Consider the following 24,697-nt stretch of genomic DNA (forward strand, 5'->3'; position numbering starts at 1 on the left):
CTCTCCAGGATCAGCGCAGGGTCGGATCGAGCCGGTCGCGCAGCCAGTCGCCGACGAGACTCACCGCCAGCGTCGTCAGCACGATGGTGCAGGCTGGCGCGAGCATGATCCAGGGGGCACGGGTCAGATATTCGCGACCATAGCCGACCATATTGCCGAGGCTGGTCATCGGAGGCTGCACGCCGAGCCCTAGGAAGGAGAGCCCGCTCTCGAGCAGGATGACTTCAGGAAAGGTCAGCGTCATCGAGACGATCAGCGTCGAGGCGATATTCGGCAGGATATGGCGCAGGTAGACGCGTGCCGGGCTTGCCCCGATCTGGCGCACAGCCCMGGCATAGCCCTGCGCCCCTGCCGAGATCGCCAGGCCGCGCGAGATGCGGGCATAGCGCTCCCAGCCGTAGAGCCCCATCAGCCCGATGAAGAGCGGCAGCGCATTGCCGAAAAAGGCAAGCACCGACAACGYAAGGATCAGGAAGGGCATCGCCGCCTGGAAATCGGCCAGCATCAGCACGAACTGCTCGACCCAGCCGCGGAAATGCGCGGCGAGAAAGCCCATCACCGTGCCGAACACCGCCGAGATCACGGTCGCCCCGAAGGCGACCAGCAGCGAGATGCGGATCGAAATGATCAGGCGCGAGAGCACGTCGCGGCCGAGTTCGTCCGTGCCGAGCCAGTGCAGCACATGGCCGGGCGGCGAAAGCCGATTGCGCAGATCGTAGGCCGTGAAACGATAGGGCGTGATCCAGTCCGCCGTCAGCGCCACGATCAGGATGAAGCCGATCCAGATCAGCCCGAACCAGACCAGCAGCGGGATGCGGTTCTTCGGTTGCGGGGCAGTCTTGTCGACGGAGGTAGGGGTGGCGCCGGTGGCTGTGATATCGGCCATCTCAATGCCCTCCCGCCTTGGCGCCGCTGCGCAGGCGTGGATCGAGCACACCGTAGAGCAGATCGACGATCAGATTGGCGCTGACCATGGTGATCGCGACCAGCAGGAGGATGCACTGCACGATGGCAAGATCGCGGTTGGCGACCGACACCACCAGCAGCCGCCCGACGCCCGGCCATGAGAACACGCTCTCGACCACCACTGCGCCGGCGATCAGGCTGCCGACCATGAAGCCGACGATGGTGACGGTCGGGACTGCGGCGTTGGGCAGCGCGTGGCCGCGCACTACGGCAGGCCACGGCACGCCCTTGGCGCTGGCCGTGCGGATATAGGACTGGCCGAGCACCTCGAGCATGGCGCTGCGGGTGAAGCGGGCAAGCACTGCGGCGCCGCCAATGCCGAGCGTCAACACCGGCAGGATGGCGTGGCGCCAGCTCTCCTGGCCGCCGGAGGGCAGCCATCCGAGCTGGACCGAGAAGATCAGCACCAGAACCAGGCCGAGCACGAAGCTCGGCACCGTGAAGCCCGCGACCGCCGTGACCATGACGATGCGGTCGATCAGGCTGTCGCGATGCAGGGAGGCATAGATGCCGGCGGGGATGCCGATGCCGAGCTTGAGCGCAAGCGCCGGCAGGGTCAGCGCCAGCGTGGCCGGAATGCGCTCGGCGACGAGTTCGAGAGCCGGCCGGCCGTCGCGCATCGACTGGCCAAGCTCACCCTGCCCAATCGCCGAGAAATAGCGCAGATATTGCAGCCAGATCGGATCATCGAGGCCCCAGGCCTTGCGGAAGGCGGCAATGGCCTCGGGCGGCGCATCCACGCTCATGATGATCAGCGCCGGATCGCCCGAAAGCCTGAGCACGACAAAGGCGAAAGTAACGACGAGGGCAACGGTCAGCGCCGCGCGCCCGAGACGCAGAAAGAAGAAACGCAGCATCAGCTCGCCGCCTTCAGGAAGTTGGCCTGGTCATGCGCGACATGGCAGGCAGCAAGCCGGCCGTCCGGCATCGGCTTCAGCAACGGGCTCTCGACCTTGCAGCGCTCGCGCGCCGCATGGCAGCGTGGGTGGAAGGCGCATCCCGAGGGGCGCGCCGCAGGATTCGGCGGGTCGCCCTGCAGCACGATTCGGGGGCGCGTGCGGCGGCCGGGCACCGGCGCGGCCGAGACCAGGGCCTCGGTATAGGGATGTGCCGGATTGGAGAGCAGCAGATCGGCCTCGCCCTCTTCGACGATCCGGCCGAGATACATCACCGCGACGCGATGGCTGACCTGCCTGACCACTTTGAGATCGTGACTGATGAAGAGCAGACCGAGGCCGAGTTCCTGCTGGATATCGACCAGGAGATTGATCACCTGGGCCTGGATGGAGACGTCGAGCGCCGAGACCGGCTCGTCGCAGACCAGGAGGTCCGGCTTGGTGGCAAGCGYGCGGGCGATGACAGCGCGCTGGCGCTGCCCTCCGGAGAGTTCATGCGGGTAGCGCCGGCCCTGGTCGGCGCGCAGGCCGACCGATTGCAGCAACGCGAAGGCCAGCGCCTCACGCTCCTTCGGCTCGCCGAGCCCATGCACGTCGAAGGGCTCGCGCACCTGTTCGACGATCTGGAGACGCCGGTCGAGCGCGCCCAGCGGGTCCTGGTAGATCATCTGCATGCGCGCGCGCATCTGGCGCCAGGCCAAGGTGTCCGTGGCCGGCATCGGAGCGCCGTTGAACAGAACATCCCCCGCGTCGGGCTTCTCGAGCCCGAGCGCGAGCCGGCCCGTGGTCGATTTGCCGGAGCCGGATTCACCGACGAGGCCAAGCGTCCGGCCACGCTCGACCGTCAGCGAGACGCCGTCGACGGCGCGCACCTCGATAGATCGGCCCAGCAGGCCTTTGCGCATGCCGTAGCAGCGCGCGACATTTCTCGTCTGAAGCAAGGGAGCGCTCATGCGTAGACCGGCTTCCGCGGACGGACAGGTTCCGCTTGAAGCGCCTTGATGCAGGCCGCAAAGCGTCCCGGCGCCTTCCAGGCCAGCGGTGGCACGCCTGCGTCGCAGGCCTCGCCCCGCCGTGGGCAACGTGGCGCGAAGGCGCAGCCGGGTGGCAGGTTCCAAGGCTCGGGCACATTGCCCTCGATCGGGTCGAGCCTGCGGCGCACGCCTTCCAGCGGCGGCAGCGCCGCGATCAAGCCCTGCGTGTAGGGATGCAGCGGCTCGTCGAACAGCGACTGAGCCTCGGCGGTCTCGATGATCCGCCCGGCATACATCACGCAGACCCGGTCGCAGGTCTGCGATATCACGCCGAGATCATGGCTGATCAGCACGAGCGCCATGTCGGTCTCGCGCCGGATCTTGGTCAACAGCTCGAGGATCTGCGCCTGGATGGTGGCATCGAGCGCCGTGGTCGGTTCGTCGGCCACGAGCAGGTCGGGTTTGCCGGCGAGCGCCATGGCGATCATTACGCGCTGGTTCTGGCCACCCGAGAGCTCATGCGGGAACGCGTCGAGGCGGCGCGCCGCGTCTGGAATCCCGACGAGATCGAACAGGCGTTTCGCCTCCGCCCTGATCGCCGCACCCGAGAGGCCGCCATGCAGCGCCAGGGCCTCGCCCACCTGCTTGCCGAGGCGAAGGACCGGGTTGAGCGCGCTCGCCGGATCCTGGAAGATCATGGCAATGCGCCCACCACGCACCGTGTCCAGCACGTCCGGTTCGGCGTCGATCAGTTCCGTGCTGCCCAGCCTGACATTGCCGGAGACGCTCGCCTTCTTCGGCAGCAGGCCGAGGGCTGCCAGCCAGGTCACCGATTTGCCGCAGCCGGACTCGCCGACCAGGCCGACCGCCTCGCCGCGTGCGACCGAGAGATCGATGCCGTGCAACACCTTCACGCCGTCGAAGGCGACCGTCAGTCCATTGATCTCGACCAGCGGGTCAGCGACGCTGCCGAACCTGTCCAACATCGTGCTCACGAGCGGATCCCGCCCCAATTGCGCGCCCTGAAATCCATGACGAAGGCCTGTGCCGCCTTCCACTGGATATCCCGGCGCTTCGCCGTGAAATTCGCTGTCTGGTGCAGCACGGTATAGGCGGGGTCCTCACGCTCGCAGATTTCCAGGATGCGGCGGAACATCGCCTTGCGCCTGGCACGGTCGGTCGAAGTTTCAAGCTCGTCGGACAGCTTGCCCATCTCGTCGTTGCGCCATTCGCCAATCTGCCATTGCTGGCCGGTCGGGCCGTGCTGGGCGGTGATCGAGGCGACAGGATCGTTGAAGGCGGCGCTGTTCGACCAGTCGCGTACCGCCCGCGTCGGCCCCTTTGCCAGAACCTGCGGGAAGTTCTCCTTGCTTTCGATTTCGACGTTCAGGCCGATCTCGCGCCAGCTCTCGATCAGCACCTGCGCCGTTGAAACCTGGCCGGTATAGTAATTGTTGAGCAGCCGGTAAGGAATCGTGTCGCCCTTGTAGCCCGACTGCTTCACCAGTTCGCGGGCGAGTTTGGGATCGAAGGCCGGGACCGCCCAATCGGCGATGAACATGTCGCCGTAGAACTCCCATTGCAGGCCCTTGGGCACGCGGGTGCGCCCGCCCCAGAGCGCATCGACGATGGTCTGGCGGTCGATGGCATGGGTCATGGCCCGACGCACCAGCGGGTTCTCGAGCTGCGGGTGCGTCTTGTCGAAGGTCGTCAGGCGGTGATTGGCGATCAGGCCGCCGAGCACCTCATGACGCGGGTTCTTCTCGATCTCGCTGATCTGGTCAGGCGGGATATCGCAGGCAAAGTCATACTCGCCCGAACGCAGACCGTTGATGCGGGACGCCGTTTCCGGCACCTCGACAAACCGGATCTGCCTAAGCGGCGGCCGGCCGCCCCAGTAGGCGTCATGCGCGACGAGCGTCAGCGACTGGTCCGGCTTGAACTCGGCGATCCCATAGGGCCCTGTGCCGACGGGCTTGCGCGCCCAGTCGAGCCAGCTTCCAGCCTCGGCAAAGGCCTTGCGCGAGACGATGATGCCGACATTGCGCGAGATACGGCCTTCGAGCGTCACGTCGGGTGTCTTGTTGACGAAGCGAACGGTCTGCGGATCGACGATCTCGATTTTCTCGAAGCCCGGGAAGGCTCGCCTCGCCACCGCCACCACCTCGGCGGGCGGCTGCTTGCCGGCGGCGCCGGCAGTCACCGAACCGAATAGCCCGGCCGAGCCCGCCTGCCCCGCTCCGCCCCACATCCGTTCGGAGCCGAAGGAGAAGGCGACGTCCTCGGCAGTCATGGTCTCGCCATTATGAAACGTCACGCCCTGGCGTAGCGTCAGCTCGACGGTGCGGTCGTCGATGCGGCGCCAGGCCGTGGCGAGGCCCGGCCGGAGCGACAGGTCGCCGGCCCAGTCGGTATCGATCAGGCTCTCGGCATAGCTGTAGAAGGTGCGAGTGCCGACATTGGACTGCTCGCGCAGCGTTTCCAACGTGTTGGAATTGGCGATCTTCTGGACCGCGATGGTGATCGAGGGCCGGTTATCGGCCTGCGCGATCGCGAAGCGCGGCAGGATCAGGGCACCAGTCGAGGCCGCGCCGAGGCCAAGCGCATGGCGGCGTGTCAGATGGGTCAAGGAACCCTCCAGAAGTCATCGGAAACAGAAAACGGCGCGCCCTTTCGGGGCGCGCCGCGATAAGACTGCGTTCAGCTCCGGCCGCCCCAGTTCTCGGCGCGGAAATCCATGGCGAAGGCCGGCGAGGCCTTCCAGGCCAGTGCCTTGGGCTTGGCCGTGAAGGTCGCGTTCTGGTGCAGCACCGTATAGGCCGGGTCCTCGCGCTCCGCGATTTCCAGCATGCGGCGGAACGCAGCCTTGCGGCGGGCGCGGTCGGTCGAGGTTTCGAGTTCGACCGAGAGCGTGTTCATCTCGTCATTGCGCCATTCGCCGGCCTGCTGCTGCTGGCCGTTTGGACCGTGCTGGGCGACGATCGAGGAGACGGGATCGTTGAAGGGCGCCGAATTCGACCAGTCGCGTACCGCCCGGGTCGGCGTGCGCTCGAGAATCTGCTGCCAGTTCTCCTTGACCTGGATTTCGACGTTGAGCCCCGCCTCTTTCCACATCTCGACCAGGACCTGCGCCGTGGCAGTCTGGTTGGTGTAGTAGTTGTTGAGCAGCCGATAGGGGATCGGATCGCCCTTGTAGCCGGACTGCTTGACCAGCTCGCGCGCCAGCTTCAGATCGAAGGCCGGCACCGCCCAATCGGCGTGGTACATCTCGCCATAATAGGGCCATTGCAGCCCCTTCGGCACGACGGTACGGCCGGCCCAAAGCGATTCGACGATCGCCTGCCGGTCGATCGAATGTGTCATGGCGCGGCGAACCAGCGGATTTTGCAGCTGCGCATGGTTCTTGTCGAACACCGTCAGGCGGTGATTGAGGATGGTCCCGCCCTGTACCTCGAAGGCGGGATTCTTCTCGATCTGCGAGATCTGGTCCGGCGGGATATCGCAGGCGAACTGGTACTGGCCGGAGAGCAGCCCGTTGATGCGGGACGCCGTCTCCGGCACCTCGACAAAACGGATCGACTTCAGCGGCGGGCGGCCACCCCAGTACTCGTCATGGGCCTCGAGCAACAGCGAGACGTCCGGGCGATACTCGGCGATCCGGTAGGGGCCTGTCGTGACCGGCCTGGTCGCCCAGTCGCTATAGGTCTTCGCCTCTTCGAAGGCGCGACGATTCATGATCTCGCTGCCATAGCGCGAGATGCGGCCCTCCATCGTCACGTCGGGCGTGCCGTTGACGAAGCGCACCGTGTATTTGTCGACGATCTCGATGCCGAGCAGAGCCGGCCAGGAGCGGCGCGCCACCGCCGGCACTTCCGCCGGCAGTTCCTTGTTGGCGCGGCCACCACCCACGACGAAGTCGACCGAGATCGTCTTGCCTTGCGACGGCTGCGTGTCGCCGAACATGCGCTGTTTGCTGAAGGAGAACGCGACGTCCTCCGCCGTCAGCTCATCGCCGTTATGGAACTTCACGCCGCGGCGCAGCTTGAGCTCGACGGTCTTGTCGTCGATGCGCTTCCACTCGGTGGCAAGACCGGGAACCGTCTCGAGATTGCCGAGCCAGTTGCGGCCGATCAGCCCCTCCCAGATCGACGAGAAGAAGACACGCTCACCGACATTGGACTGCTCGCGCAGCACGTCGAGCGTGTTGGAATTGGCGATCTTCTGCACTGCGATGGTGATCGAGGGCCGGTTATCGGCCTGCGCGATCGCAAAGCGCGGCAGAATGAGGGCCGAGCCGCCGAGCGCTATTGCGCCGCGACGCGTGAAGGAACCGACCATTGTTCATCTCCTGAGGGGGTGGCGTTGGGAGCGCGCTCCTCGAGCCCGCGCGGGCCGGAGCGGAAATGGGTCAGGGTCCGGTCGGCATGGATCAGCCGCCAGGACAGCGCCTTCTGGGCATAGTCGCGCACCAGGGCGTCATAGGCCGGGTCCTCGGCCAGATTGACGAACTGGTGCGGATCCTTGGCGAGGTCGAAGAAGAGCGGCGGCAGCGCGGCGAAATGGACGTATTTGTAGTGCTCGTCCTGGATCACGCAGAGGCTGGACTGATCCATGTGGAGGCCCAGCACCTGCTCCGGCTGGGAGTAGTGCACGTCGCGGAAATCGTATTCGTAGTGCAGCTCGCTGCGCCAATCCGCCGGCCGTCCCTCGCTGAGGAACGGCATCACCGAGCGCCCGTCGCAGGCGCGCGGCGCCTCGCCGCCGAGCCAGTCGAGAATGGTCGGCATCACGTCGACACTCTCGGTGAAGGAGGCCTCGATCGCACCGCGACGCTCATCCGCTCCGCGCGGGTCCTTCACCACCAACGGAATGCGGAAGCTCTCGTCGTTGAAGCCGATCTTGCCGAGCAGGTGGTGGTCGCCGAGCTGCTCGCCATGATCGCTGGTGAAGACGATGAACGTGTCGTCCCACTGCCCKGTCTCGTCGAGATAGGCGAAAACCCGGCCGAGGCAGTCGTCGATCTCGGTGATCAGGCCGCAATAGGTCGCCCGCATCTGGCGGATTTCAGCCTCGTCCAAGGTCGCGCCCGAGCCTTCTGCGCCGTGGAAGAAGGAGCCGCGCTTGATCGAGTCGATGTAGAACTTGGTCAGCGGATGCTGAGCCGCCTCGGCTTCCGGTGATTCCGCCCGCACCAACCCGGGCATATCCTCCGGGCGGTACATCGCGTGATAGGGCGCCGGCGCAACGAAGGGCGGATGCGGACGATAATAGCCGAGATGCAGGAAGAACGGCCGGCCGGCGCGCCCCTTCAGATAGGTCAGCGCGCGTTCGGTGAAGAAGGTCGAGTCGGAGAATTCCTTGGGGATGCGCGACGGCTTGTCGGTCGCGCCCGGCACCGAGTCCTCGCCCTCCGGCAGCCAGATATCCTCGCGCTTTTCCGGCAGTTCGAAGCCGTTCTGCGCCACCCAGCCGAAATAGCCGTCCATATTGGGCTCGAAGGCGCCGACCGAACGGAAACCGTCCATCAGGTCGCCGAGCACGAGGAAGCGCGGGTCGTTCTTCGAGGTCGCACGCGGGTCGGGCGTCGTCGTGGTGTAGCCGATCAGCGCAGGATCATAGCCGATGGCGCGCAGCGCCTTGCCGAGATTGAAATGGCGCTGGTCGAGCGGCACCGTGTTCTGCACGGCGCGGTGGTTCATCAGGTAGAGGCCGGTGAGCAGGCTGGCCCGGGCCGGACCGCAAGGCACGCAGGCCGTGACATGGTTGCGGAAGGTCACGCCCTCCGCGCAAAGGCGATCGAGATTCGGCGTCTTCAGGAAGGGATCGCGCCCCTCGGCCCGCATCAGATGCGGTATGAAATCGGCGCGCCATTGGTCGACGACGATCAGGAGAACATTCTGGCGTTTCATTCTCGGCAATCCAGCTGTGAGGCCGCCTGCCTAGGTCGCCTGGATGACGCCGGGATGACTGTTGGATGAAAGCCAGGGCAGCCATCTTGCGAGTGTTCGCCAAGCTGGAATGGTGACCTTGCGTCTCTGCCCAGCGCGCTGCCGGTGCGCCAGCAATGTCGGAGTTGCGCGCTGACGAAGGCGGGATGCCCCGCAGGTCACGTACGTCCAGCGCATGAGGCAAAGCCTTTCGAGCACCTCGCCGTCCAGAGGCGTTTATCCCGGTTCGAGAGCGATCTTTGAAAAGACGTTTCATTGACCGAAGCAACCTGATGCAGAATGATCATAGTATCGACGGTGTCGATCGCGGGATTTGCTGGAGCAGCTTGCACCGCGTCACCAAAGCTAAAAGCACCACGAATGCATTCGTGGGCTCCCGATTGCTGGAGACACGTTCATGACTGAATCAACATCGAAGAGAATTCCACTTTATATTCATAAAACTGCGTCTGATCGGGCGCATCGATGTTGAACGCTCCTGCGTGCCGGGCCTGAACGGCACCGCGCCCCGCTCCTCCTGATCCCGCGTGGGTAACGCCGCTCAGCTCGGCCGGGGCGGAGCCATGCCGAACACCGTCGACGCCTCGGATTTGGGTCAGACAGTGTTCTGGCCCGCTCGGAACGTCCCACCACCCCTCTTTTCGGCTCGGCCGCTGGCCGGCTCGGTCGGCGAACGCACGGCTTGATCGACAGCCGTTGCGAGATCGCTGCGTCCAAACCCGCCCGCATGGCTTGAAGGATTCCCCATGAGCATCGTCACGCGCTTGCCAACAGCTTCGCCCACGATTCGCGACGAAGCAGCAGCATTCCGTGCCGCTTTCCGCCACCTCGCCGGCGGGGTCAGTGTCATCACGACCGGCGCAGGCGAGGATCGGACCGGCCTCACGGCGACCTCGGTCGCCTCGCTCTCGGCCGAGCCTCCGACCGTCATGTTCGGACTCAACCGCACATCGTCGAGCTATCCGACCCTGCAGCGGTATCGCACCTTCGGCATCAACTTCCTGAATGCGGCGCAGAAGCAGATCGCGGATCGCTTCGCCGGACGGAACGGCGAGAAGGGCGTCGAGCGCTTCCGGCACGCCGAATGGACCACCGCCGCAACCGGCGCCCCACTCCTGGTGGGCACGCTCGCCTCCCTCGACTGCGAAGTCGAGGAACTGATCGAGCGCCATTCCCACAGCATCGTCATCGGCCGCGTGCGGGCCGTCAGATTCGGCGCCGACGAAGCGGCCCTCGTCTACTGGCGGGGCGACTACGAGCGCCTCGGCTGGATGGCGGACGAGGCCGCGGCGGCGCTCGGCCTGCKGGCGCTCTGATTCCACCCGCCCCAAACCCGCACGCAGACCTGCATTCACGAAGGCCGCTCCAATGACCTATCGCCTCAGCCTGCTCGAAAAGAGCCCCGTCTTCGACGACGAGACCGGCAGCATCGCCCTCGCCCGCTCGGTCGCACTTGCTCAGAATGCGGAGCGCTGGGGCTATCACCGTTTCTGGCTCGCCGAGCATCATGGCATGGCGGGCGTCGCCAGTTCCTCTCCGGAAGTGCTGGCGGCCTATATCCTGGCCAGCACCTCGCGCATTCGGGTCGGGTCGGGCGGCGTCCTTCTCCAGCATTACAGCCCCTACAAGGTGGCGGAGAACTTCCACGTCCTCGCCTCACTCGCACCGGGCCGGGTCGATCTCGGCATCGGCAAGGCGCCGGGCGGACTGCCACTGGCCACGCGCGCGCTGCAATGGGGACATGATCCCGCCGTCCGGCGCGAGTTCGGCACGCAGTTGCGCCAACTCGGCGCCTATCTCGATCACGGAACGGACGCTGGCCAGGCCCTCGACCGGCCCCTTGTAGCGCCAATCCCGCCCGAGGTGCCGCAGCGCTTCCTGCTCGGCGGCAGCCCGGAAAGCGCGCGACTTGCCGCCGAACAGGGCTGGCAGTTCGTCTTTGCCGGTCAGCTCAATGGCGATCACGCAGCGATCGAGGCAAGCATCGAGGCCTTCGCCAATGCAGGAGGCCCTGGCACGCCGCTCCTCGCGGTGACCGCGCTGGCCGCCGAGAGCAACGTGGAAGCCGAACGGATCGCGGACGGGCTGCAGATCGTGCGTCTCTACCTCAACGATGGTCAGGCTCTCAATGTCGGCAGCGAAGCGCAGGCCGCGGAATACGCCCGGCAAGCGGGCGTGACCTCCTACCGCACGGAGTTGCGCCGCCCGAGCATCGTCGCCGGCACGCCGGGCCGGGTCCGGCGCGAGCTCGATGCGCTGCACCGGCGCTTCGGCATCGCTGAATTCATCCTCGATACGCCGGCAGCCGCCCGGCAGCAGCGGCTCGCGTCGATCGCGCTGCTCGCCGACGAAGTCCTGACGGCCGCGGCCTGACCACTTTCTCCACCGGAGCACGTTCCATGAGCAAGAAACCCATCACTTTCGGCATCATGCTGCAGGGCCCGGGCAGCCATATGAACTCCTGGCGCCATCCCAGCAGCCCTGCCGATGCCAGCGTCAATTTCGACTTCTTCGTCCGCACCGCGCGCAAGGCGGAGAGTGCCGGCATCGCCTTCGCCTTTGTCGCCGACGGGCTCTACATCAACGACAAGTCGATCCCGCATTTCCTGAACMGCTTCGAGCCGCTGACGATCCTGTCGGCGCTGGCTGCTTCGACCAGCAAGCTCGGCCTCGTCGGCACCGTCTCGACCTCCTACAGCGATCCCTTCACCATCGCGCGCCAGTTCGCCTCGCTTGATCTGATCTCGGGCGGGCGCGCCGGCTGGAATGCGGTGACCTCGCCGCTCGAAGGCTCGGGCCGCAACTATAGCCGGCCGCATCCGGAGCATGCCCTCCGCTATGAGATCGCCACCGAATATCTCGATGTCATCAAGGGCCTTTGGGATTCCTGGGACGACGATGCCTTCCCGCGGGACCGCGAGAACGGCGTCTTCTTCGACAAGGCCAAGCTCCACACGCTGGGGCACAAGGGCCGCTTCTTCCAGGTCGAGGGGCCGCTGAACATTTCCCGCTCCGCGCAAGGGCAGCCGGTCGTCTTCCAGGCAGGCGCCTCCGACGCTGGGATCGGGCTTGCCGGCAAGCACGCGGATGCCGTCTTCAGCAACAATGTCGCACTCGAGGAGGCCCAGGGCTTCTATCGCAGCATCAAGAACAGCGCCATCGCCCATGGCCGCAGCGCGAGCGACATCAAGGTCTTCCCGGGCATCGGCCCGATCGTGGGAGCGACCGAGCGGGAAGCCGAGGAGAAATACCGCGCCATCCGCGACCTCGTCTCGATCGACGAGGCCCTGCTCTATCTTGGCCGCTTCTTCGACCATCACGATTTCAGCACCTACCCGCTCGATCAGCCATTCCCCGAGCTGGGCGAGATCGGCAAGAACAGCTTCCGCTCGACCACGGACCGCATCAAGCGCAATGCGGCCCTGAAGGGCCTGAGCCTGCGCGAGGTCGCTCTCGAAGCCACCACACCGCGGACCGATTTCATCGGCACCGCCGGGGCCGTCGCCGAACGGATCATCGACCGCGTCGAACAGCAGGCGGCAGATGGCTTCATCCTGGGCTTTCCCGTGATTGCCGAGGGTTTCGACGACTTCGCCCGACTCGTCATCCCGGTGCTCGAAGAGCGCGGCGTCTATGACCGCAGCCTGCCCGGCACCACGCTACGCGACCATCTCGGTCTGCCGCGCCGGGAAAGCCGCCAAGTTGGCGAACCTGCGCCACAGCAGGCCGCGCTGGCGCGCTCGGCCGGCTGAGCCGGGGCAAGGACATGACCTTTCACACACCCGGCATCGGCCAGCAAGAGCGCGAAGACGCGGCCCGAGGCGTCGCAGCCTTCGCCGACGCGTTCATCGCATTGCGCCGCGATCTTCATCGCCACCCCGAGCTCGCCTTCGCGGAAAAGCGGACCAGCGCACTCGTCGCGGAGCACCTCGCCGGATGGGGCTACGAGGTCACGACAGGGCTCGCCGGCACCGGCATCGTGGCGACGCTCCGGCGCGGCAACGGCGAGCGTCGACTGGGCATCCGTGCCGATATGGATGCTCTGCCGATCCAGGAAGCAACGGGCCTGGCCCATGCCAGCATCCATGCCGGCGCGATGCATGCCTGCGGCCATGACGGGCATACGGCGATCCTGCTTGCGGCAGCGCGCTATCTCGCAGAAAGCGGGCGCTTCTCAGGCACACTGACCCTGATCTTCCAGCCCGCCGAGGAGATCGGCGCCGGCGCCCGCAAGCTCATCGAGGAGGGGCTGTTCGAGCGTTTCCCCTGCGACGCCGTCTTCGGCCTGCACAATTGGCCGGGCGTTCCGGCCGGACAATTCGGCTTCATTGCCGGTCCGGCGATGGCCTCGGTCGATCAGGCCCATATCACTGTGCTCGGCAAGGGGGGACACGGAGCCGCTCCCCATGAGACGGTCGACCCGGTCGTTGCCGCCGCCGCGGTGATCACGACGCTGCAGAGCGTGGTCTCCCGCAACATCGACCCGCTGGAGGCCGCCGTCGTCACAGTCGGCTCGATCCATGGCGGCACCGCCTCGAATGTCATCCCCGACAGCGTCGAGCTCAGGCTGACGATCCGCTCCTTCAGCAGCACGGTCCGCGAGCAGTTGCAGCAGCGCATTCCGGCGCTGGTGCGTGCCCAGGCCGAGAGTTTTGGTGCAAGGGCCGAGGTCCGCTACCGGCTCGGCTTCCCCGCGCTGGTCAACCACGATGCGGAAACCGCCTTCGCACGCGAGGTTGCGGTGGCGGCCTTCGGCGAAGAACGGATCGAACGGAATTTCAGGCCACGCACTGCCAGCGAGGATTTCGCCTTCATCTCGGAGGCTCGCCCCGGCAGCTACCTCTTCGTCGGCAACGGCGACAGCGCACCCCTGCACAGCCCTCACTACGACTTCAACGACGCCACCCTGGCGCCCGCGGCGACCTACTGGGTCGCGCTGGCGCAGGCCTACCTCTCCTGAACCCGCCGGAAAGGCAGCCCATCATGGCCGACAGCTTCATTTACACCACGCCGCTCGACGCGCGCTCGCAGCCCCTGATCGAAGCGCTGACCTGGGAATACGCGACCCGTTATGGCAGCATTTTCGGAGAGCCGCCTGGTGCCGAGATGAGCCGCTATCCGGCCGAGCTGTTTGCGCCGCCGGATGGCAATTTCGTCCTGCTCGTTCGCGATGGGCGCACGATCGGCGGCGGGGCCTTCATGCGCCACGACCGGCACACGGCCGAGCTGAAGCGGATCTGGACCCACGCCGATTTCCGTCGCCAGGGCTTGGCCCGCAAGGTGGTCGAGGAACTTGAAGCGCAGGCCCAGCGCCAGGGCTACAGCAGGATCTACCTGACGACCGGCTTCCGGCAGCCCGAAGCCAAGGAACTCTACCTGCAGACCGGCTATCGCCCACTCTTCGACATCACGGTCGATCCCGAGGTCCATCTTAAGCTCCCCTTTGAAAAGGAGCTCGGCCCGCTCGCCGGGCATCTGCCGCATGCGTCGGCCAGCGAACGGCCGGGTGCCGCCAGCGCGGCCTGAGCGCCTCCAATCCGACAGAGCGCGGGTCAGACCGCCCCCAGACTCCCGACGAGACCTGACATGACCCTGACCACTGATTTTCGCGCGCTTGATGCGCCGCCGCCGCAACCCGCGCGAAAGAGCGACAACGCGCATTATCGTATCGTGCCGGCGAAATACCCGGCGCGGACCGTCGGAACCGTCTTCTCGGTGATCGTGATCTTCGCGATCCTGAACTCGGTCCTCTCGAACCCACGTTGGGGCTGGGACGTTTTCGCCGAATGGTTCTTTGCCGAGCCGGTCCTGGCCGGCCTCGGACGCACCCTGCTGCTGACCTTGCTCGGCGCCACTTTTGGCTTCCTGCTCGGCACGGCGCTGGCGCTGGCGCGGGTCTCCGGTTCGCCCCTGCTGGGCTCGCTCTCCTGGGGTTATGTCTGGCTCTTCCGCTCGATCCCGCTCATCGTGCTGCTGCTGGTGCTGAACAATCTGGGCTATCTCTACGAGACGATCACGCTCGGCGTACCGTTCACCGAGATTTCCTTCTTCAGCTACCAGACCACCCAGTTGCTTACGCCATTCGCGGCAGCGGTGCTCGGGCTGGCGCTCAACCAGGCGGCCTTCTGCTCCGAGATCATTCGCGGCGGAATTCTCTCCGTCGATCAGGGTCAGTTGGAAGCCGCAGCCGCACTCGGCCTGCCGCGCTCACGCCAGGCCTCGCGCATCATCCTGCCGCAGGCGATGCGCACCATCCTGCCGACCGGCTTCAACGAGATCATCGGTTTGGCCAAGGGCACCTCGATGGTCTACATCCTGGCGCTGCCGGAGCTGTTCTACACGATCCAGATCATCTATCGCCGCAATCTGGAGGTGATCCCGCTGCTGATGGTCGCGACCGTCTGGTATCTGGTTATCCTCAGCGTCCTGTCCTTCATCCAGCATCATATCGAGCGCTATTACTCGAAGGGCGCGCTGCGCAATCCGCCGCCCTCCCTGATCGGCAATGCCCTTGCAAAACTGCGTCGCTCGGCAAGCCCGGCCGTGGCGCAGGTGCCGGTCGCGACATCGGCCCCGCTCCTTCTGCGAGAAGCGGGCACGCCGGTGAGTTGGGCCTCATTCGCCCGCAGCGGCGGCGAGGTTCGCATCCAGGCCGTCAGCAAGAGTTTTGGCCCGCTCAAGGTGCTGGACGATGTCAGCCTGACCATCCCGCGCGGCAGCGTCACCGTCATCCTCGGCCAGTCCGGCTCGGGCAAGTCGACCCTCCTGCGTGCGATCAACCATCTCGAGCGCGTCGATGATGGCTTCATCTCGATCGACGGCGAGCTGATCGGTTACCGCCAGGATGGCGACACGCTCTATGAGCTCAAGGAAAAGGATATCCTGAAGCGCCGCGTCGATGTCGGCATGGTGTTCCAGAATTTCAACCTCTTCCCGCATCTGACCGCGCTCGAGAACGTCATCGAGGCACCGATCACGGTGCGGAACATCGGCCGTGACGAGGCTGTCGCCCAGGCGCGCGAACTGCTGGCCCGCGTCGGCCTCTCCGAGAAGGCCGAAGCCTATCCGCGCCAGCTTTCCGGCGGTCAGCAGCAGCGCGTGGCTATTGCCCGCGCCCTCGCACTTCGGCCGAAGGTCCTGCTCTTCGACGAGCCGACCTCGGCGCTCGATCCAGAACTGGTCGGCGAGGTGCTCGACGTCATCAAGGAACTCGCCAGCTCCGGCACCACGCTGATCGTGGTCACGCATGAGATCGGCTTCGCCCGGGAGGTCGCCGACCGGGTCGTCTTCATGGAGCAGGGCCGCATTCTCGAAACCGGCTCGCCCGAGAAGGTTTTTGGGGCTCCCGACCACCCGCGGACCCGCGAGTTCCTCGCCAAGGTTCTCTAGCGCCTGGCCAGAACCGGCGAGCGCAGCGGGACCTGCGCTTCCCCCGATGATCCGAGCCTGTCCCGATCCCTCGCATGGAGTTTTCAGCATGGCCGCAAGGACCAGATCCCTTTCGCTCGGCTTCGGCGCGCTCGCCGCAGCAGCCGCCTTCCTCACCGTCCCTGCCATAGCCCAGCAGGTCTTCGATCTCAGCCCGGAACAACCCGGCCGCCCCCGTGCGGAGAGGAACGAGGAGGCACTCAAGCTGGTCGCCAAGGACGCCAAATTCGCCAGGGATGGCGTCTTCACCGTCGCCATCGCCTCGCAGCGCCTTCCCTTCGGCGCCTATGGCACCGACACAAGGACGCTGGTCGGCTCCGAGCCCGACATCGCCMAGCTCGTCGCCGACAGTCTTGGCCGGAAGCTCGAGATCGTCAGCGTCGCCTGGGCCGACTGGCCGCTTGGTGTCGCCTCCGGCAAATACGACGCCGCAATCAGCAATGTGACCGTCACCGAACAGCGCAAGGAGAAGTTCGACTTCTCCACCTATCGCAAGGACCTGCTCGGCTTCTACGTCAAAGCCAGCAACCCGATCACCATCACGGAGCCCAAGGATGTTGCCGGACTCAAGGTCATCGTCGGTTCCGGCACCAACCAGGAGCAAATCCTGCTGCGCTGGAACGAGCAGAACCTCAAACAAGGCCTGAAACCGGTCGAGGTGCAGTATTACGACGACGACGTCGTGCTCTATCTCGCACTCGAGACAGGCCGGGCCGACGTCTATCTCGGCCCCAACGCCCTGCTCAGCTTCAAGGCCGCCCGCGAAGGCAAGACCAGACTCGCGGGCAATTTCAGCGGCGGCTGGCCGCTGCTGGCCGAGATCGCGGTGACGACCCGCAAGGGGAACGGGCTGGCGGAAGCGATCACCCATGCCCTCAACACCCAGATCGCAAACGGCAATTACGGCAAGGCGCTGACCCGCTGGAATCTCGGCCCAGAGGCGGTCGAGAAATCCACCACCAACCCGCCCGGCCTGCCCAAGAGCTGAGGCCCTTGCGCCGCCGCGCGACAGCGGCGGCGCTCACGTCCTTTAGCGAAGCGGCCAATTCTGGAACTGGAAGGACGATCATGATCGGGCGACGAGCCATTCTCTCGCTGCTGCTTGGGGCGGCGACCACCTACTGGAATTCTGCCCCCGCCCTCGCGCAGCCCTTCGATCTCGGCCCGGAGCAGCCGGGCAGGCTTCGCGCCGAACGGAACCCCGAGGCAATCAAGGCCATCCCCAAGGGCTTTGTCTTCGTCGAGCCGGGCTCGCTCACCGTCGCGATAAGCCCGAGCGGCCCGCCGCTCGCCACCTATGCGACCGACGCCAGGACCGTCGTCGGTGCCGATCCAGACTTTGCCCAGCTCATCGCCGACAGCCTCGGCCTGAAGCTCAATCTTCTGCCGATCGCCTGGGCCGACTGGCCGCTCGGCCTGGCCTCGGGCAAATACGATGCGGTGATCTCGAATGTCGGCGTCACCGAGCAGCGCAAGGAGAAATTCGACTTCTCCACCTATCGGCAAGGCCTGCACGGCTTCTATGTGAAGGCCGAGAGCCCGGTGACGTCCATTAGGGAACCCAAGGACGCGGCAGGCCTGCGCATCATCGTCGGCGCCGGCACTAACCAGGAGCGCATCCTGCTCGCATGGAGCAAGTTGAATGTCGCAGCCGGGCTCAAGCCACTCGACCTGCACTATTACGACGACGAGCCGACCAAACTGATCGCACTGCTCGCCGGCCGCGCCGACGTCATCGTCCAGCCGCATGCTCAACTGGTCTTCATCGCCGCACGCGACCGCAACATCCGGCGAGCCGGCACTCTCAGCGCCGGCTGGCCTCTCAAATCGGATGTCGCGATTACGACGCGCAAAGGCAGCGGTCTCGTCGACGCGCTGACTGCCGCCACCAATGGCCTGATCGCCACCGACAAGTACCGCCAGGCGCTCGCGCGCTGGGGACTTGAGGAAGAGGCTCTGGAGCGCTCCGAGACCAATCCGCCAGGCTTGCCCAAGTCCTGAAGCCGACGCCCCCAATGCCTTGTGAGTTCATCATGCCCGCCACTCCGCTCACGATTAGCCGGATCGGCTTCCTGACGCCCGGCAATTACCGCGACGACGCTCCACTGGTTGGATTGGAGGACACCCTCCAGCTCTTCGAATTCGGCGAACGGCTCGGCTTCGACAGCGCCTGGGTGCGCCAACGCCATCTCGAACCCGGCGTCTCCTCGGCCAGTGTCTTTCTGGCCGCTGCAAGCCAGCGGACTCGACGCATCGAGATCGGCTCCGCCGTGATCCAGATCGGTTACGAGAACCCGTTCCGGCTGGCCGAGGACCTGTCGCTTGTCGACGTACTCGCACATGGGCGCCTCAATGTCGGCCTCAGCGCCGGGCCACCGTCGTATGCCGAGCTGTTGGGTCAGCGCTTCCTCGACGGAGACCGGACAGATTCAGACTATTCGCATCAGCGTGTCGCCCGCCTCGCAGCCAATCTCGACGGCGCCTATCTCGGCGACGACGAGACTTTCATCACATCGGCGGCAGGGCGGTTGCGGCCGCGTATCCAACCGCACGCACCGGGGCTGCGTGAACGGCTTTGGTATGGCGGAGGATCGCTGCGTTCAGCCCGTTGGGCCGGGGAGAACGGCTTCAACCTTCTCGTCGGCAACATCAATATCGGCGAGGAGACCGACAATTTCTTCGAGGCCCAACTGCGTCAGCTCGCTCTCTATCGCAGCAGCTGGCAGGCCCAGCATCAGCCACGCATTGCCGTTGGCCGTGTTATCGTCCCGCTCGACGGGGCCGATGCAAAGACCCGCAGTCGCTATCGCGATTACGCCGCCAGCCGGCATGAGCGCACCCTGAAACCGCAGGGCGAACGCCGAACCCAGTTCGCTCCGGATCTCATCGGCACATCGGAGCAGATCCTGATCGCATTGTTGCAAGACCCAGTGCTGCGCGCGGTCGACGAGTTGCGTCTTGAGTTGCCCTATAATTTCGAAGCGGAGGATTATGAGCAGATCATCGACGACTTCATTCGCCTGATCGCGCCGAACCTTGGTTGGCTCAGAGGGCGGGCAGGCAAGCCGGACCTCGCCAGGCTGCCGGCCTGATGACAGCCGCTGACTGCCTCAGGCTCCACTACCAGCGCACGAATCGCGGAAAAGCGAGGGCTCCGACGACAGCCATCAGGCCCATCGCCAGCGGATACCAGCTTGCGATGAAGGGGATCGTATCCTCAGGGCAATGCACGCTGTAGGCGATGGTCGCCAAGGCCGCGGATGCAACTCCGGCGGCAGCGCCAGTGAGGCGCAAATCGACCGGCGCGCCGCGCCGGGCGACCGCGATCATGGCAGCGAACGGGATCAGCCCGTAGAGCACAACGGAGATCAGGCAGGCCTGCCAGCTCCTGCCAAAGGTCAAATTGGCCCATTCTCCGGCAGGCGCCCGAGCCAGAACGACGAGAGCCCACAGCATCACGGCGGTGATCGGGAGCAGGATGAAGGACAGATGTCCTCGCGGACTGAGACCGGGCCGCAGGCTGCGCTGGAAAACCGCCACGGCGATCCCGGCCACACTCGCTCCGAGCAGGACCTTGCCCAGCACCGGCGCGCTGGCCCAGGCCCCCGCCAGGTCCCGGCGCGCGCCGAGCGTCAGGAGCACGGCAAGCGTCGCCCCGATCATGGCGAGGAACGCAGCAAGCCAGGTGATACGGCGCAGCCACCCGGTATCAACCGGCTGGCTGCTCGTGGCCATGAGGGAAATCAGCTCGTCTGTCTGCATGTCGGATCGGTCATTGTACTGTGATGGACGGGATTTCGCAGCAAACAGGCGAAAGGTTACAGCGTCGGGTGCGCTCACGCTGCCGCAGCACGCGCATCGCGGTCACGGTGCCCTGCGCATGGTCAGGAGGCGCGCCATGGCCCGCAGGCCGCGATGGATTGCGACCTTCGCTGCCGTCTCGGTCATGCCGGCAGCGCTTGCGGCTTCAGCKACCGAACAGCCCTGGACCTTGACCTGGTCGATCAGCGTTCGCGTCCGTTCAGGCAAGGATTGCAGGGCTCGCGTCAAGTCCAACCGGGCATCGGAGGCAGGCGTGTCTGGCGCCGCCAATTGATAGGCCTCGTCATCGATCGGCAGGTTGGACGCGTGCCGCCCGGAGCGGCGCAAATGATCAACGAGTTTATAGCGCGCGATCGCATGGGCCCAGGCGGTTACGGGGCTCGCCGGATCATAGCTGTGCCGGGAGAGATGCAGGGCGAGCAAGGTCTCCTGCAAGACATCCTCCGTCTCGCTCGGCTCGCTGCGCCCCGCTMGCGCCAGATGGTGACGCAAATAGCCGCGCAGGCGCACGCTGATCGCCTCGAGGAACGTGCGATAGGCCGACGCATCGCCGGCAAGTGCGGAGAGAAAGACGGGACGCAGCTGCGTTTCAAGATCGGCGAGAGACACGGGAAGCGGCGATTCTCCGGGGCCGTGCAGGCGGGTGTCCAATCCGTCGCATGATGATGCAGGGCTCACAAGCCCGTGACTGGCAGATGCTGACCTCGCCCCGCCCCGATACGCTCGCATACGCGCAGAGCGCGGCCTTCCGGGCCTTTCGCGGGAAAGCGACGAACATGGCGACAGAAGCGCGCTTCGGCCTGGCGATCATAGCGCTCGCAATGGCGCTGACCACGACGCTGACATCCGCCGCCATCGCACAGGAACACGCCAGGACGGAAGCGCGCCTCACGCCTTGCCCGGCCGAGGGAGGCTGCCCGGTCGAGGGCGGATTCTATCGCATCCTGCTGCCTGCGCAGGCCGCGATCGGGCATCTGCGCGGCGCGATCATGTACTTTCACGGCTGGCAAGGCTCGGCCGAGGAGATCATGGCCGATCAGGGTCTCGTCGCGGTTGCGCAACGCCTCGGCGTTGCGCTGATCGCCCCTGACGGGATGGGGCGGACCTGGTCCTATCCCGGTTCTCCCGGACACCATCGCGACGAATTCGCCTTCATCGGCCATGTTCTCGACGACGTCGCGCAACGCTTCCCCGTCGATCMCCGCAGGATTCTGGCCAGCGGTTTCTCGCAAGGCGCGTCCATGGTCTGGAATCTGGCCTGCCGAATGCCATCGCGCTTTGCCGCCTTTGCGCCAATCGCCGGTGCGTTCTGGGAGCCATTTCCGCAGGACTGCGTCGCCCCCCGGCCCAATCTGATCCATGTCCATGGCACGAGCGACACAACCGTGCCGATGGCGGGGCGCCCACTCCGGTCCGGGTACAGGCAGGGTGATCTCTTCAGGAGCCTCGCCGTCCTGGCACCCGGCTGCACCTCATCCTGGGCGGATGAGGTCCGGAAGGCGCCGCAGCCGGAGGCCCTGACCTGTCGGCTGGGAACAGACTGTCCCGGGCCTGCGCGGCTGGAACTGTGCCTCCATGGCGGCGGTCATATGGCCGACCCGGCCTGGGTCGAGCGGGCCTGGCAACTTGCGATGCCTCCCAAGATGCCGACAGCCGCGGCGGGCGCCAGGCTCACTTTTCCGTGAGGCCGTAACCAGCAGCTCGCCTCGCGCGATCTCTCCTGCCGATACCGAGGGAGACACCATGCGCCAGGATACAAGCCTAACCGAGATGACGCCGAAAGCGGCAGAAGCAGCATGCGTCCGAGGCGCCGATCTGATGGCGCAGCAGCTGGCTGCCGCCGGCGCGACACATGCCTTTGGCATTCCCGGCGGCGAGGTCCTGGCGCTGGTCGATGCGCTTGAACGTGCCGGCATCCGCTTCCTCCTCGCCAAGCACGAGAATGCGGCGGGTTTCATGGCCGAAGGGCTGTGGCATGCGACAGGCGGCTTGCCGGTTCTGGTCGCGACACTCGGGCCCGGCGTCGCCAATGCGGTCAATGTCGTTGCCAATGCCCGGCAGGATCGCGTCCCTCTGATCTTCATCACCGGCTGCGTCGATCAGGCCCTGGCTGAAAGCTACACGCATCAGATCTTCGACCATCAGGCAGTGCTGCGGCCGCTGGTGAAGGCAAGTTTTCGCGCCGCGCAGGGCACCGAGGATCTGGTGGTGCAGAAGGCTCTCGCCATTGCCGGGAGTGGCCGGCCCGGCCCGGTCCATATCGATCTGCCGATCGCGGTCGCCGAGGCGAAGACTGTCCAGCGCGCGGTCCAGATCGTGAAGCCTCCCGACAACAGCGCCCCCACCGATCTCAGTTTCGCACGCGAGATGATCGCGACTGCGAAGCGGCCGCTGGTCATTGCCGGGCTCGACCTGGTGAATGAGGGCTCCGCCGCCGCACTCGACCTATTCCTCACCCGGACCGGTGCCCCGCTGCTCACCACCTACAAGGCCAAGGGCCTGGTGCCGGAAAGCGATCCGCGCGTGATCGGCGGAGTCGGATTGTCGCCGAGGGCCGATGCGCTGGTACGGCCGCTGCTGGACGAGGCCGACCTCGTCGTGCTCGCCGGCTACGACCCGATCGAGATGCGCCAGGGCTGGCGCAATCCCTGGCCGACGGGCAAACGCGTAATCGACATCGTCGCCGAGGATGTCCACCACGGCATGCATAGCGCGACGCTGCTTCTCGAAGGTCATGTCGGCACCATCCTGTCGCGGCTCGGCGAAGAAGCAATGCTGGACGGCACCTGGCCGGACGGGCGCCCCGCCGCCATTCGCGCGGCGCTCAGCGAGGCCTTCGCTCCGCCATCGGACTGGGGTCCCCATGCCGTCATCGACATCCTGCGCGAGGTCGCGCCGGTGAAAACCATCGTCACGGCCGATTCCGGAGCGCACCGGATTCTGCTCAGCCAGATGTGGAGGAGCGACGGGCCGCGCCGCCTGCTGCAGTCGACCGGGCTCTGCACGATGGGTTGCGCACTCCCACTGGCGACTGGCGCGGCGCTCGGCACGGGGCAGCCCACACTCTGCTTCGTCGGCGATGCCGGCCTCGAAATGGTCCTGGGCGAGCTCGCGACCCTGCGCGATCTGGCGCTGCCGGTTGTCCTCGTCGTATTTGTCGATGAGAGCCTTGGCCTGATCGCACTGAAGCAGCGCCAGCTTGGCCTAGCCCGCGCAGCAGTCGATTTTGGCGGCACCGATTTCGCGGCGATTGCCGGCGCGATGGGCGGCCACGGCAGCACGATCTCAAACCCGGACAGCCTCAGGCGCGAGGCACGCGCCGCATTCCAACGCAGTGGTTTMACGGTGCTCGCCTGCAGGATCGATGCAGGCAGCTACGAAGGAGCCTTCTGATGCGCACGCTTCAACAGAAGGCAGGCAAGCGCCCGCGCGATGAACGGCTCGACTTCTTCCGCGGCCTGACGATGCTGATCATCTTCGTCGCGCATTGGCCGCAGAACAGCTGGAACGCCTTCATCCCTGCTCGCTTCGGCTTCTCGTCAGGCGCCGAACTCTTCGTCTTTTGTTCCGGCATTGCCAGCGCACTCGCCTTCGGCAGCGTCTTTGTTCGCCGCGGCCTGTGGCTTGGAACCGCGCGCATCATGCTGCGCATCTGGCAGGTCTATTGGGCGCAACTCGGACTCGTTCTGGCGCTGATCGCGCTCGCCGCGCTGCTCGATCACAGTTTCGGCCTTGGCATGCTCGCGTCCCAGTTCGCGCCGCTCCTGAGCTCCCCGGACACCGCACTGCTCGGCCTCGCGACGCTGACCTGGCAGCCGGATTATCTCGATATCCTGCCGATGTATCTGGTGATCCTGGCCCTGGTTCCGGTGGCCATGGCGCTGCACCGGATCAATGCTGGGTTGCCCTTCCTGATGGTGGCGCTGCTCTATGGGCTTGCCTGGGCTGTCGACCTCAATCTCCCCGGAAATCCCTGGAACGGCGCCGGCTGGTTCCTGAACCCCTTCGCCTGGCAGCTCATCTTCTTCATCGGGTTCTTCATCGGTATGAAATGGTTGCCGGTACCGCGGCTTGGCGAGCACAGGCTGATGCTTGCTGCCGGCGTCTTCCTGCTCCTTTCCGTACCGTTCTCCTTCTGGGGTTTCCTGGAGCACTGGCCGGCGGCGCAGGCGCTACGCGACCTGATCCTGCCCGCCAGCGAGAAGAGCAATCTGCACATCCTGCGCGTGCTGCATTTCCTGGCATTGGCCTATCTCGTTCTCAGCCTGGTCGAGCCCTGGCGCCGGAATCTGGATCAGGGCGTTGGCCACTTGCTCATCTTGATCGGACGGCAATCGCTCGCCGCATTTCTTGCCAGCGTCGTGCTGGCACGGCTCGCCACCACCGCAGCCGATATGCTGGGCCGGACCGAGTTGAGCATGGCGCTGCTCAATCTCGTCGGCTTTGCAGCGATCCTCGGCGTCGCGGTCGTGGTCGGCTGGTTCAAGAGCGCACCCTGGGCTGGTCATGCCGCGCCAGCGAAGGCTGAACCGCAACGCATGGATGAGACGGAAGCGCCCAAGCACGGCCTGTCAACACGGGTCCGTGAAGCGAGTTGATCGCCGCTTGATCGGCCGCCAGCGAACTCCCCGAGAGACGCCCCTTCAAGGGCTCGAACGGAGTA

21 protein-coding genes are annotated in these 24,697 nt (G+C 65.8%); 12 read left to right on the plus strand and 9 right to left on the minus strand.

From position 1 onward, the window contains the following. Window positions 1-10 precede the first annotated feature (10 nt). The 7 genes from AC1DIO_RS06140 to pehA form a co-directional block, all read right to left on the minus strand. A complete protein-coding gene (locus AC1DIO_RS06140) occupies window positions 11-892 on the minus strand; it encodes an ABC transporter permease (protein WP_476853279.1) in 882 nt (293 codons plus the stop codon). Next, a complete protein-coding gene (locus tag AC1DIO_RS06145; protein ID WP_441505894.1) occupies window positions 888-1,823 on the minus strand; it encodes an ABC transporter permease in 936 nt (311 codons plus the stop codon). The genes AC1DIO_RS06140 and AC1DIO_RS06145 overlap by 5 nt, the downstream gene beginning before the upstream one ends. Next, window positions 1,823-2,815 carry an ABC transporter ATP-binding protein gene (locus tag AC1DIO_RS06150; protein ID WP_476853246.1) on the minus strand — a complete coding sequence of 331 codons (993 nt, stop codon included), beginning with the start codon at window positions 2,813-2,815 and terminating at the stop codon, window positions 1,823-1,825. Before AC1DIO_RS06150 ends, AC1DIO_RS06145 begins: the two co-directional genes overlap by 1 nt. After that, window positions 2,812-3,822, minus strand: a complete 1,011-nt coding sequence (locus AC1DIO_RS06155) for an ABC transporter ATP-binding protein (RefSeq protein ID WP_441506008.1) — start codon at window positions 3,820-3,822, stop codon at window positions 2,812-2,814. Before AC1DIO_RS06155 ends, AC1DIO_RS06150 begins: the two co-directional genes overlap by 4 nt. 5 nt (window positions 3,823-3,827) lie before the next feature. Further along, on the minus strand, window positions 3,828-5,465 hold the full coding sequence (locus AC1DIO_RS06160) for an ABC transporter substrate-binding protein (RefSeq protein WP_441505896.1): 1,638 nt from the start codon (window positions 5,463-5,465) through the stop codon (window positions 3,828-3,830). 71 nt (window positions 5,466-5,536) lie between these two features. Beyond that, a complete protein-coding gene (locus AC1DIO_RS06165; RefSeq protein WP_441505897.1) occupies window positions 5,537-7,174 on the minus strand; it encodes an ABC transporter substrate-binding protein in 1,638 nt (545 codons plus the stop codon). Further along, a complete protein-coding gene (pehA, locus tag AC1DIO_RS06170; protein ID WP_476776327.1) occupies window positions 7,141-8,745 on the minus strand; it encodes a phosphoric/sulfuric ester hydrolase PehA in 1,605 nt (534 codons plus the stop codon). The genes AC1DIO_RS06165 and pehA overlap by 34 nt, the downstream gene beginning before the upstream one ends. A 785-nt stretch (window positions 8,746-9,530) precedes the next feature. Between pehA and AC1DIO_RS06175 the strand changes: the two genes are divergently transcribed. From AC1DIO_RS06175 to AC1DIO_RS06215, 9 genes are all read left to right on the plus strand, one after another. Beyond that, window positions 9,531-10,100 (plus strand): flavin reductase family protein, encoded by a 570-nt coding sequence (locus AC1DIO_RS06175; protein WP_476853247.1) that lies wholly within the window; start codon window positions 9,531-9,533, stop codon window positions 10,098-10,100. A gap of 52 nt (window positions 10,101-10,152) precedes the next feature. Beyond that, window positions 10,153-11,157 (plus strand): LLM class flavin-dependent oxidoreductase, encoded by a 1,005-nt coding sequence (locus AC1DIO_RS06180; RefSeq protein ID WP_441505898.1) that lies wholly within the window; start codon window positions 10,153-10,155, stop codon window positions 11,155-11,157. 26 nt (window positions 11,158-11,183) lie between these two features. After that, window positions 11,184-12,536: an LLM class flavin-dependent oxidoreductase gene (locus tag AC1DIO_RS06185; protein WP_476853248.1), complete on the plus strand. Its 1,353-nt coding sequence runs from the start codon at window positions 11,184-11,186 to the stop codon at window positions 12,534-12,536. A gap of 14 nt (window positions 12,537-12,550) precedes the next feature. Further along, entirely contained in the window at window positions 12,551-13,744 is a 1,194-nt protein-coding gene (locus AC1DIO_RS06190) for a M20 aminoacylase family protein (RefSeq protein WP_441489800.1), read from the plus strand. A 23-nt stretch (window positions 13,745-13,767) separates the two neighbouring features. Next, the gene (locus AC1DIO_RS06195; RefSeq protein ID WP_441505900.1) at window positions 13,768-14,310 is read left to right on the plus strand and encodes a GNAT family N-acetyltransferase; all 543 of its coding nucleotides are present in this window, start codon (window positions 13,768-13,770) and stop codon (window positions 14,308-14,310) included. 60 nt (window positions 14,311-14,370) lie between these two features. Further along, window positions 14,371-16,173, plus strand: a complete 1,803-nt coding sequence (locus AC1DIO_RS06200; protein WP_441489798.1) for an amino acid ABC transporter permease/ATP-binding protein — start codon at window positions 14,371-14,373, stop codon at window positions 16,171-16,173. 88 nt (window positions 16,174-16,261) lie between these two features. After that, the gene (locus tag AC1DIO_RS06205) at window positions 16,262-17,200 is read left to right on the plus strand and encodes an ABC transporter substrate-binding protein (protein WP_476853249.1); all 939 of its coding nucleotides are present in this window, start codon (window positions 16,262-16,264) and stop codon (window positions 17,198-17,200) included. Between the two features lie 80 nt (window positions 17,201-17,280). Then, window positions 17,281-18,213, plus strand: a complete 933-nt coding sequence (locus AC1DIO_RS06210; RefSeq protein ID WP_441489796.1) for an ABC transporter substrate-binding protein — start codon at window positions 17,281-17,283, stop codon at window positions 18,211-18,213. Window positions 18,214-18,245: 32 nt separating this feature from the next. Then, window positions 18,246-19,304 (plus strand): LLM class flavin-dependent oxidoreductase, encoded by a 1,059-nt coding sequence (locus tag AC1DIO_RS06215; protein WP_441489795.1) that lies wholly within the window; start codon window positions 18,246-18,248, stop codon window positions 19,302-19,304. A gap of 28 nt (window positions 19,305-19,332) precedes the next feature. Here AC1DIO_RS06215 and AC1DIO_RS06220 read toward each other — a convergent pair whose 3' ends face one another. Next, entirely contained in the window at window positions 19,333-19,947 is a 615-nt protein-coding gene (locus tag AC1DIO_RS06220; RefSeq protein WP_441489794.1) for a DUF1109 domain-containing protein, read from the minus strand. A gap of 129 nt (window positions 19,948-20,076) precedes the next feature. Then, complete coding sequence (locus tag AC1DIO_RS06225; RefSeq protein WP_476853250.1) at window positions 20,077-20,643, minus strand: sigma-70 family RNA polymerase sigma factor; 567 nt, start codon at window positions 20,641-20,643, stop codon at window positions 20,077-20,079. A 167-nt stretch (window positions 20,644-20,810) separates the two neighbouring features. Here AC1DIO_RS06225 and AC1DIO_RS06230 point away from each other — a divergent pair, with 167 nt between their 5' ends. The 3 genes from AC1DIO_RS06230 to AC1DIO_RS06240 are packed head-to-tail and all read left to right on the plus strand — an operon-like array spanning window position 20,811 to window position 24,632. Continuing rightward, window positions 20,811-21,719: a CE1 family esterase gene (locus tag AC1DIO_RS06230; protein WP_476853251.1), complete on the plus strand. Its 909-nt coding sequence runs from the start codon at window positions 20,811-20,813 to the stop codon at window positions 21,717-21,719. A gap of 58 nt (window positions 21,720-21,777) precedes the next feature. After that, window positions 21,778-23,427 carry a thiamine pyrophosphate-binding protein gene (locus AC1DIO_RS06235; RefSeq protein WP_476853252.1) on the plus strand — a complete coding sequence of 550 codons (1,650 nt, stop codon included), beginning with the start codon at window positions 21,778-21,780 and terminating at the stop codon, window positions 23,425-23,427. Continuing rightward, a complete protein-coding gene (locus AC1DIO_RS06240) occupies window positions 23,427-24,632 on the plus strand; it encodes an OpgC family protein (RefSeq protein WP_441489790.1) in 1,206 nt (401 codons plus the stop codon). Before AC1DIO_RS06235 ends, AC1DIO_RS06240 begins: the two co-directional genes overlap by 1 nt. The last annotated feature ends 65 nt before the right edge of the window (window positions 24,633-24,697 follow it).

The sequence above is a fragment of the Allobosea sp. 05T439 genome (assembly GCF_056396005.1).

Excerpts from the sequence above, each read along its gene's own strand:
- AC1DIO_RS06145 (WP_441505894.1), bottom strand. The coding sequence starts at position 1,823 with ATGCTGCGTTTCTTCTTTCTGCGTCTCGGGCGCGCGGCGCTGACCGTT.
- AC1DIO_RS06155 (WP_441506008.1), bottom strand. The coding sequence starts at position 3,822 with ATGTTGGACAGGTTCGGCAGCGTCGCTGACCCGCTGGTCGAGATCAAT.
- AC1DIO_RS06165 (WP_441505897.1), bottom strand. The coding sequence starts at position 7,174 with ATGGTCGGTTCCTTCACGCGTCGCGGCGCAATAGCGCTCGGCGGCTCG.
- AC1DIO_RS06180 (WP_441505898.1), top strand. The coding sequence starts at position 10,153 with ATGACCTATCGCCTCAGCCTGCTCGAAAAGAGCCCCGTCTTCGACGAC.
- AC1DIO_RS06190 (WP_441489800.1), top strand. The coding sequence starts at position 12,551 with ATGACCTTTCACACACCCGGCATCGGCCAGCAAGAGCGCGAAGACGCG.
- AC1DIO_RS06195 (WP_441505900.1), top strand. The coding sequence starts at position 13,768 with ATGGCCGACAGCTTCATTTACACCACGCCGCTCGACGCGCGCTCGCAG.
- AC1DIO_RS06200 (WP_441489798.1), top strand. The coding sequence starts at position 14,371 with ATGACCCTGACCACTGATTTTCGCGCGCTTGATGCGCCGCCGCCGCAA.
- AC1DIO_RS06210 (WP_441489796.1), top strand. The coding sequence starts at position 17,281 with ATGATCGGGCGACGAGCCATTCTCTCGCTGCTGCTTGGGGCGGCGACC.
- AC1DIO_RS06215 (WP_441489795.1), top strand. The coding sequence starts at position 18,246 with ATGCCCGCCACTCCGCTCACGATTAGCCGGATCGGCTTCCTGACGCCC.
- AC1DIO_RS06220 (WP_441489794.1), bottom strand. The coding sequence starts at position 19,947 with ATGGCCACGAGCAGCCAGCCGGTTGATACCGGGTGGCTGCGCCGTATC.
- AC1DIO_RS06240 (WP_441489790.1), top strand. The coding sequence starts at position 23,427 with ATGCGCACGCTTCAACAGAAGGCAGGCAAGCGCCCGCGCGATGAACGG.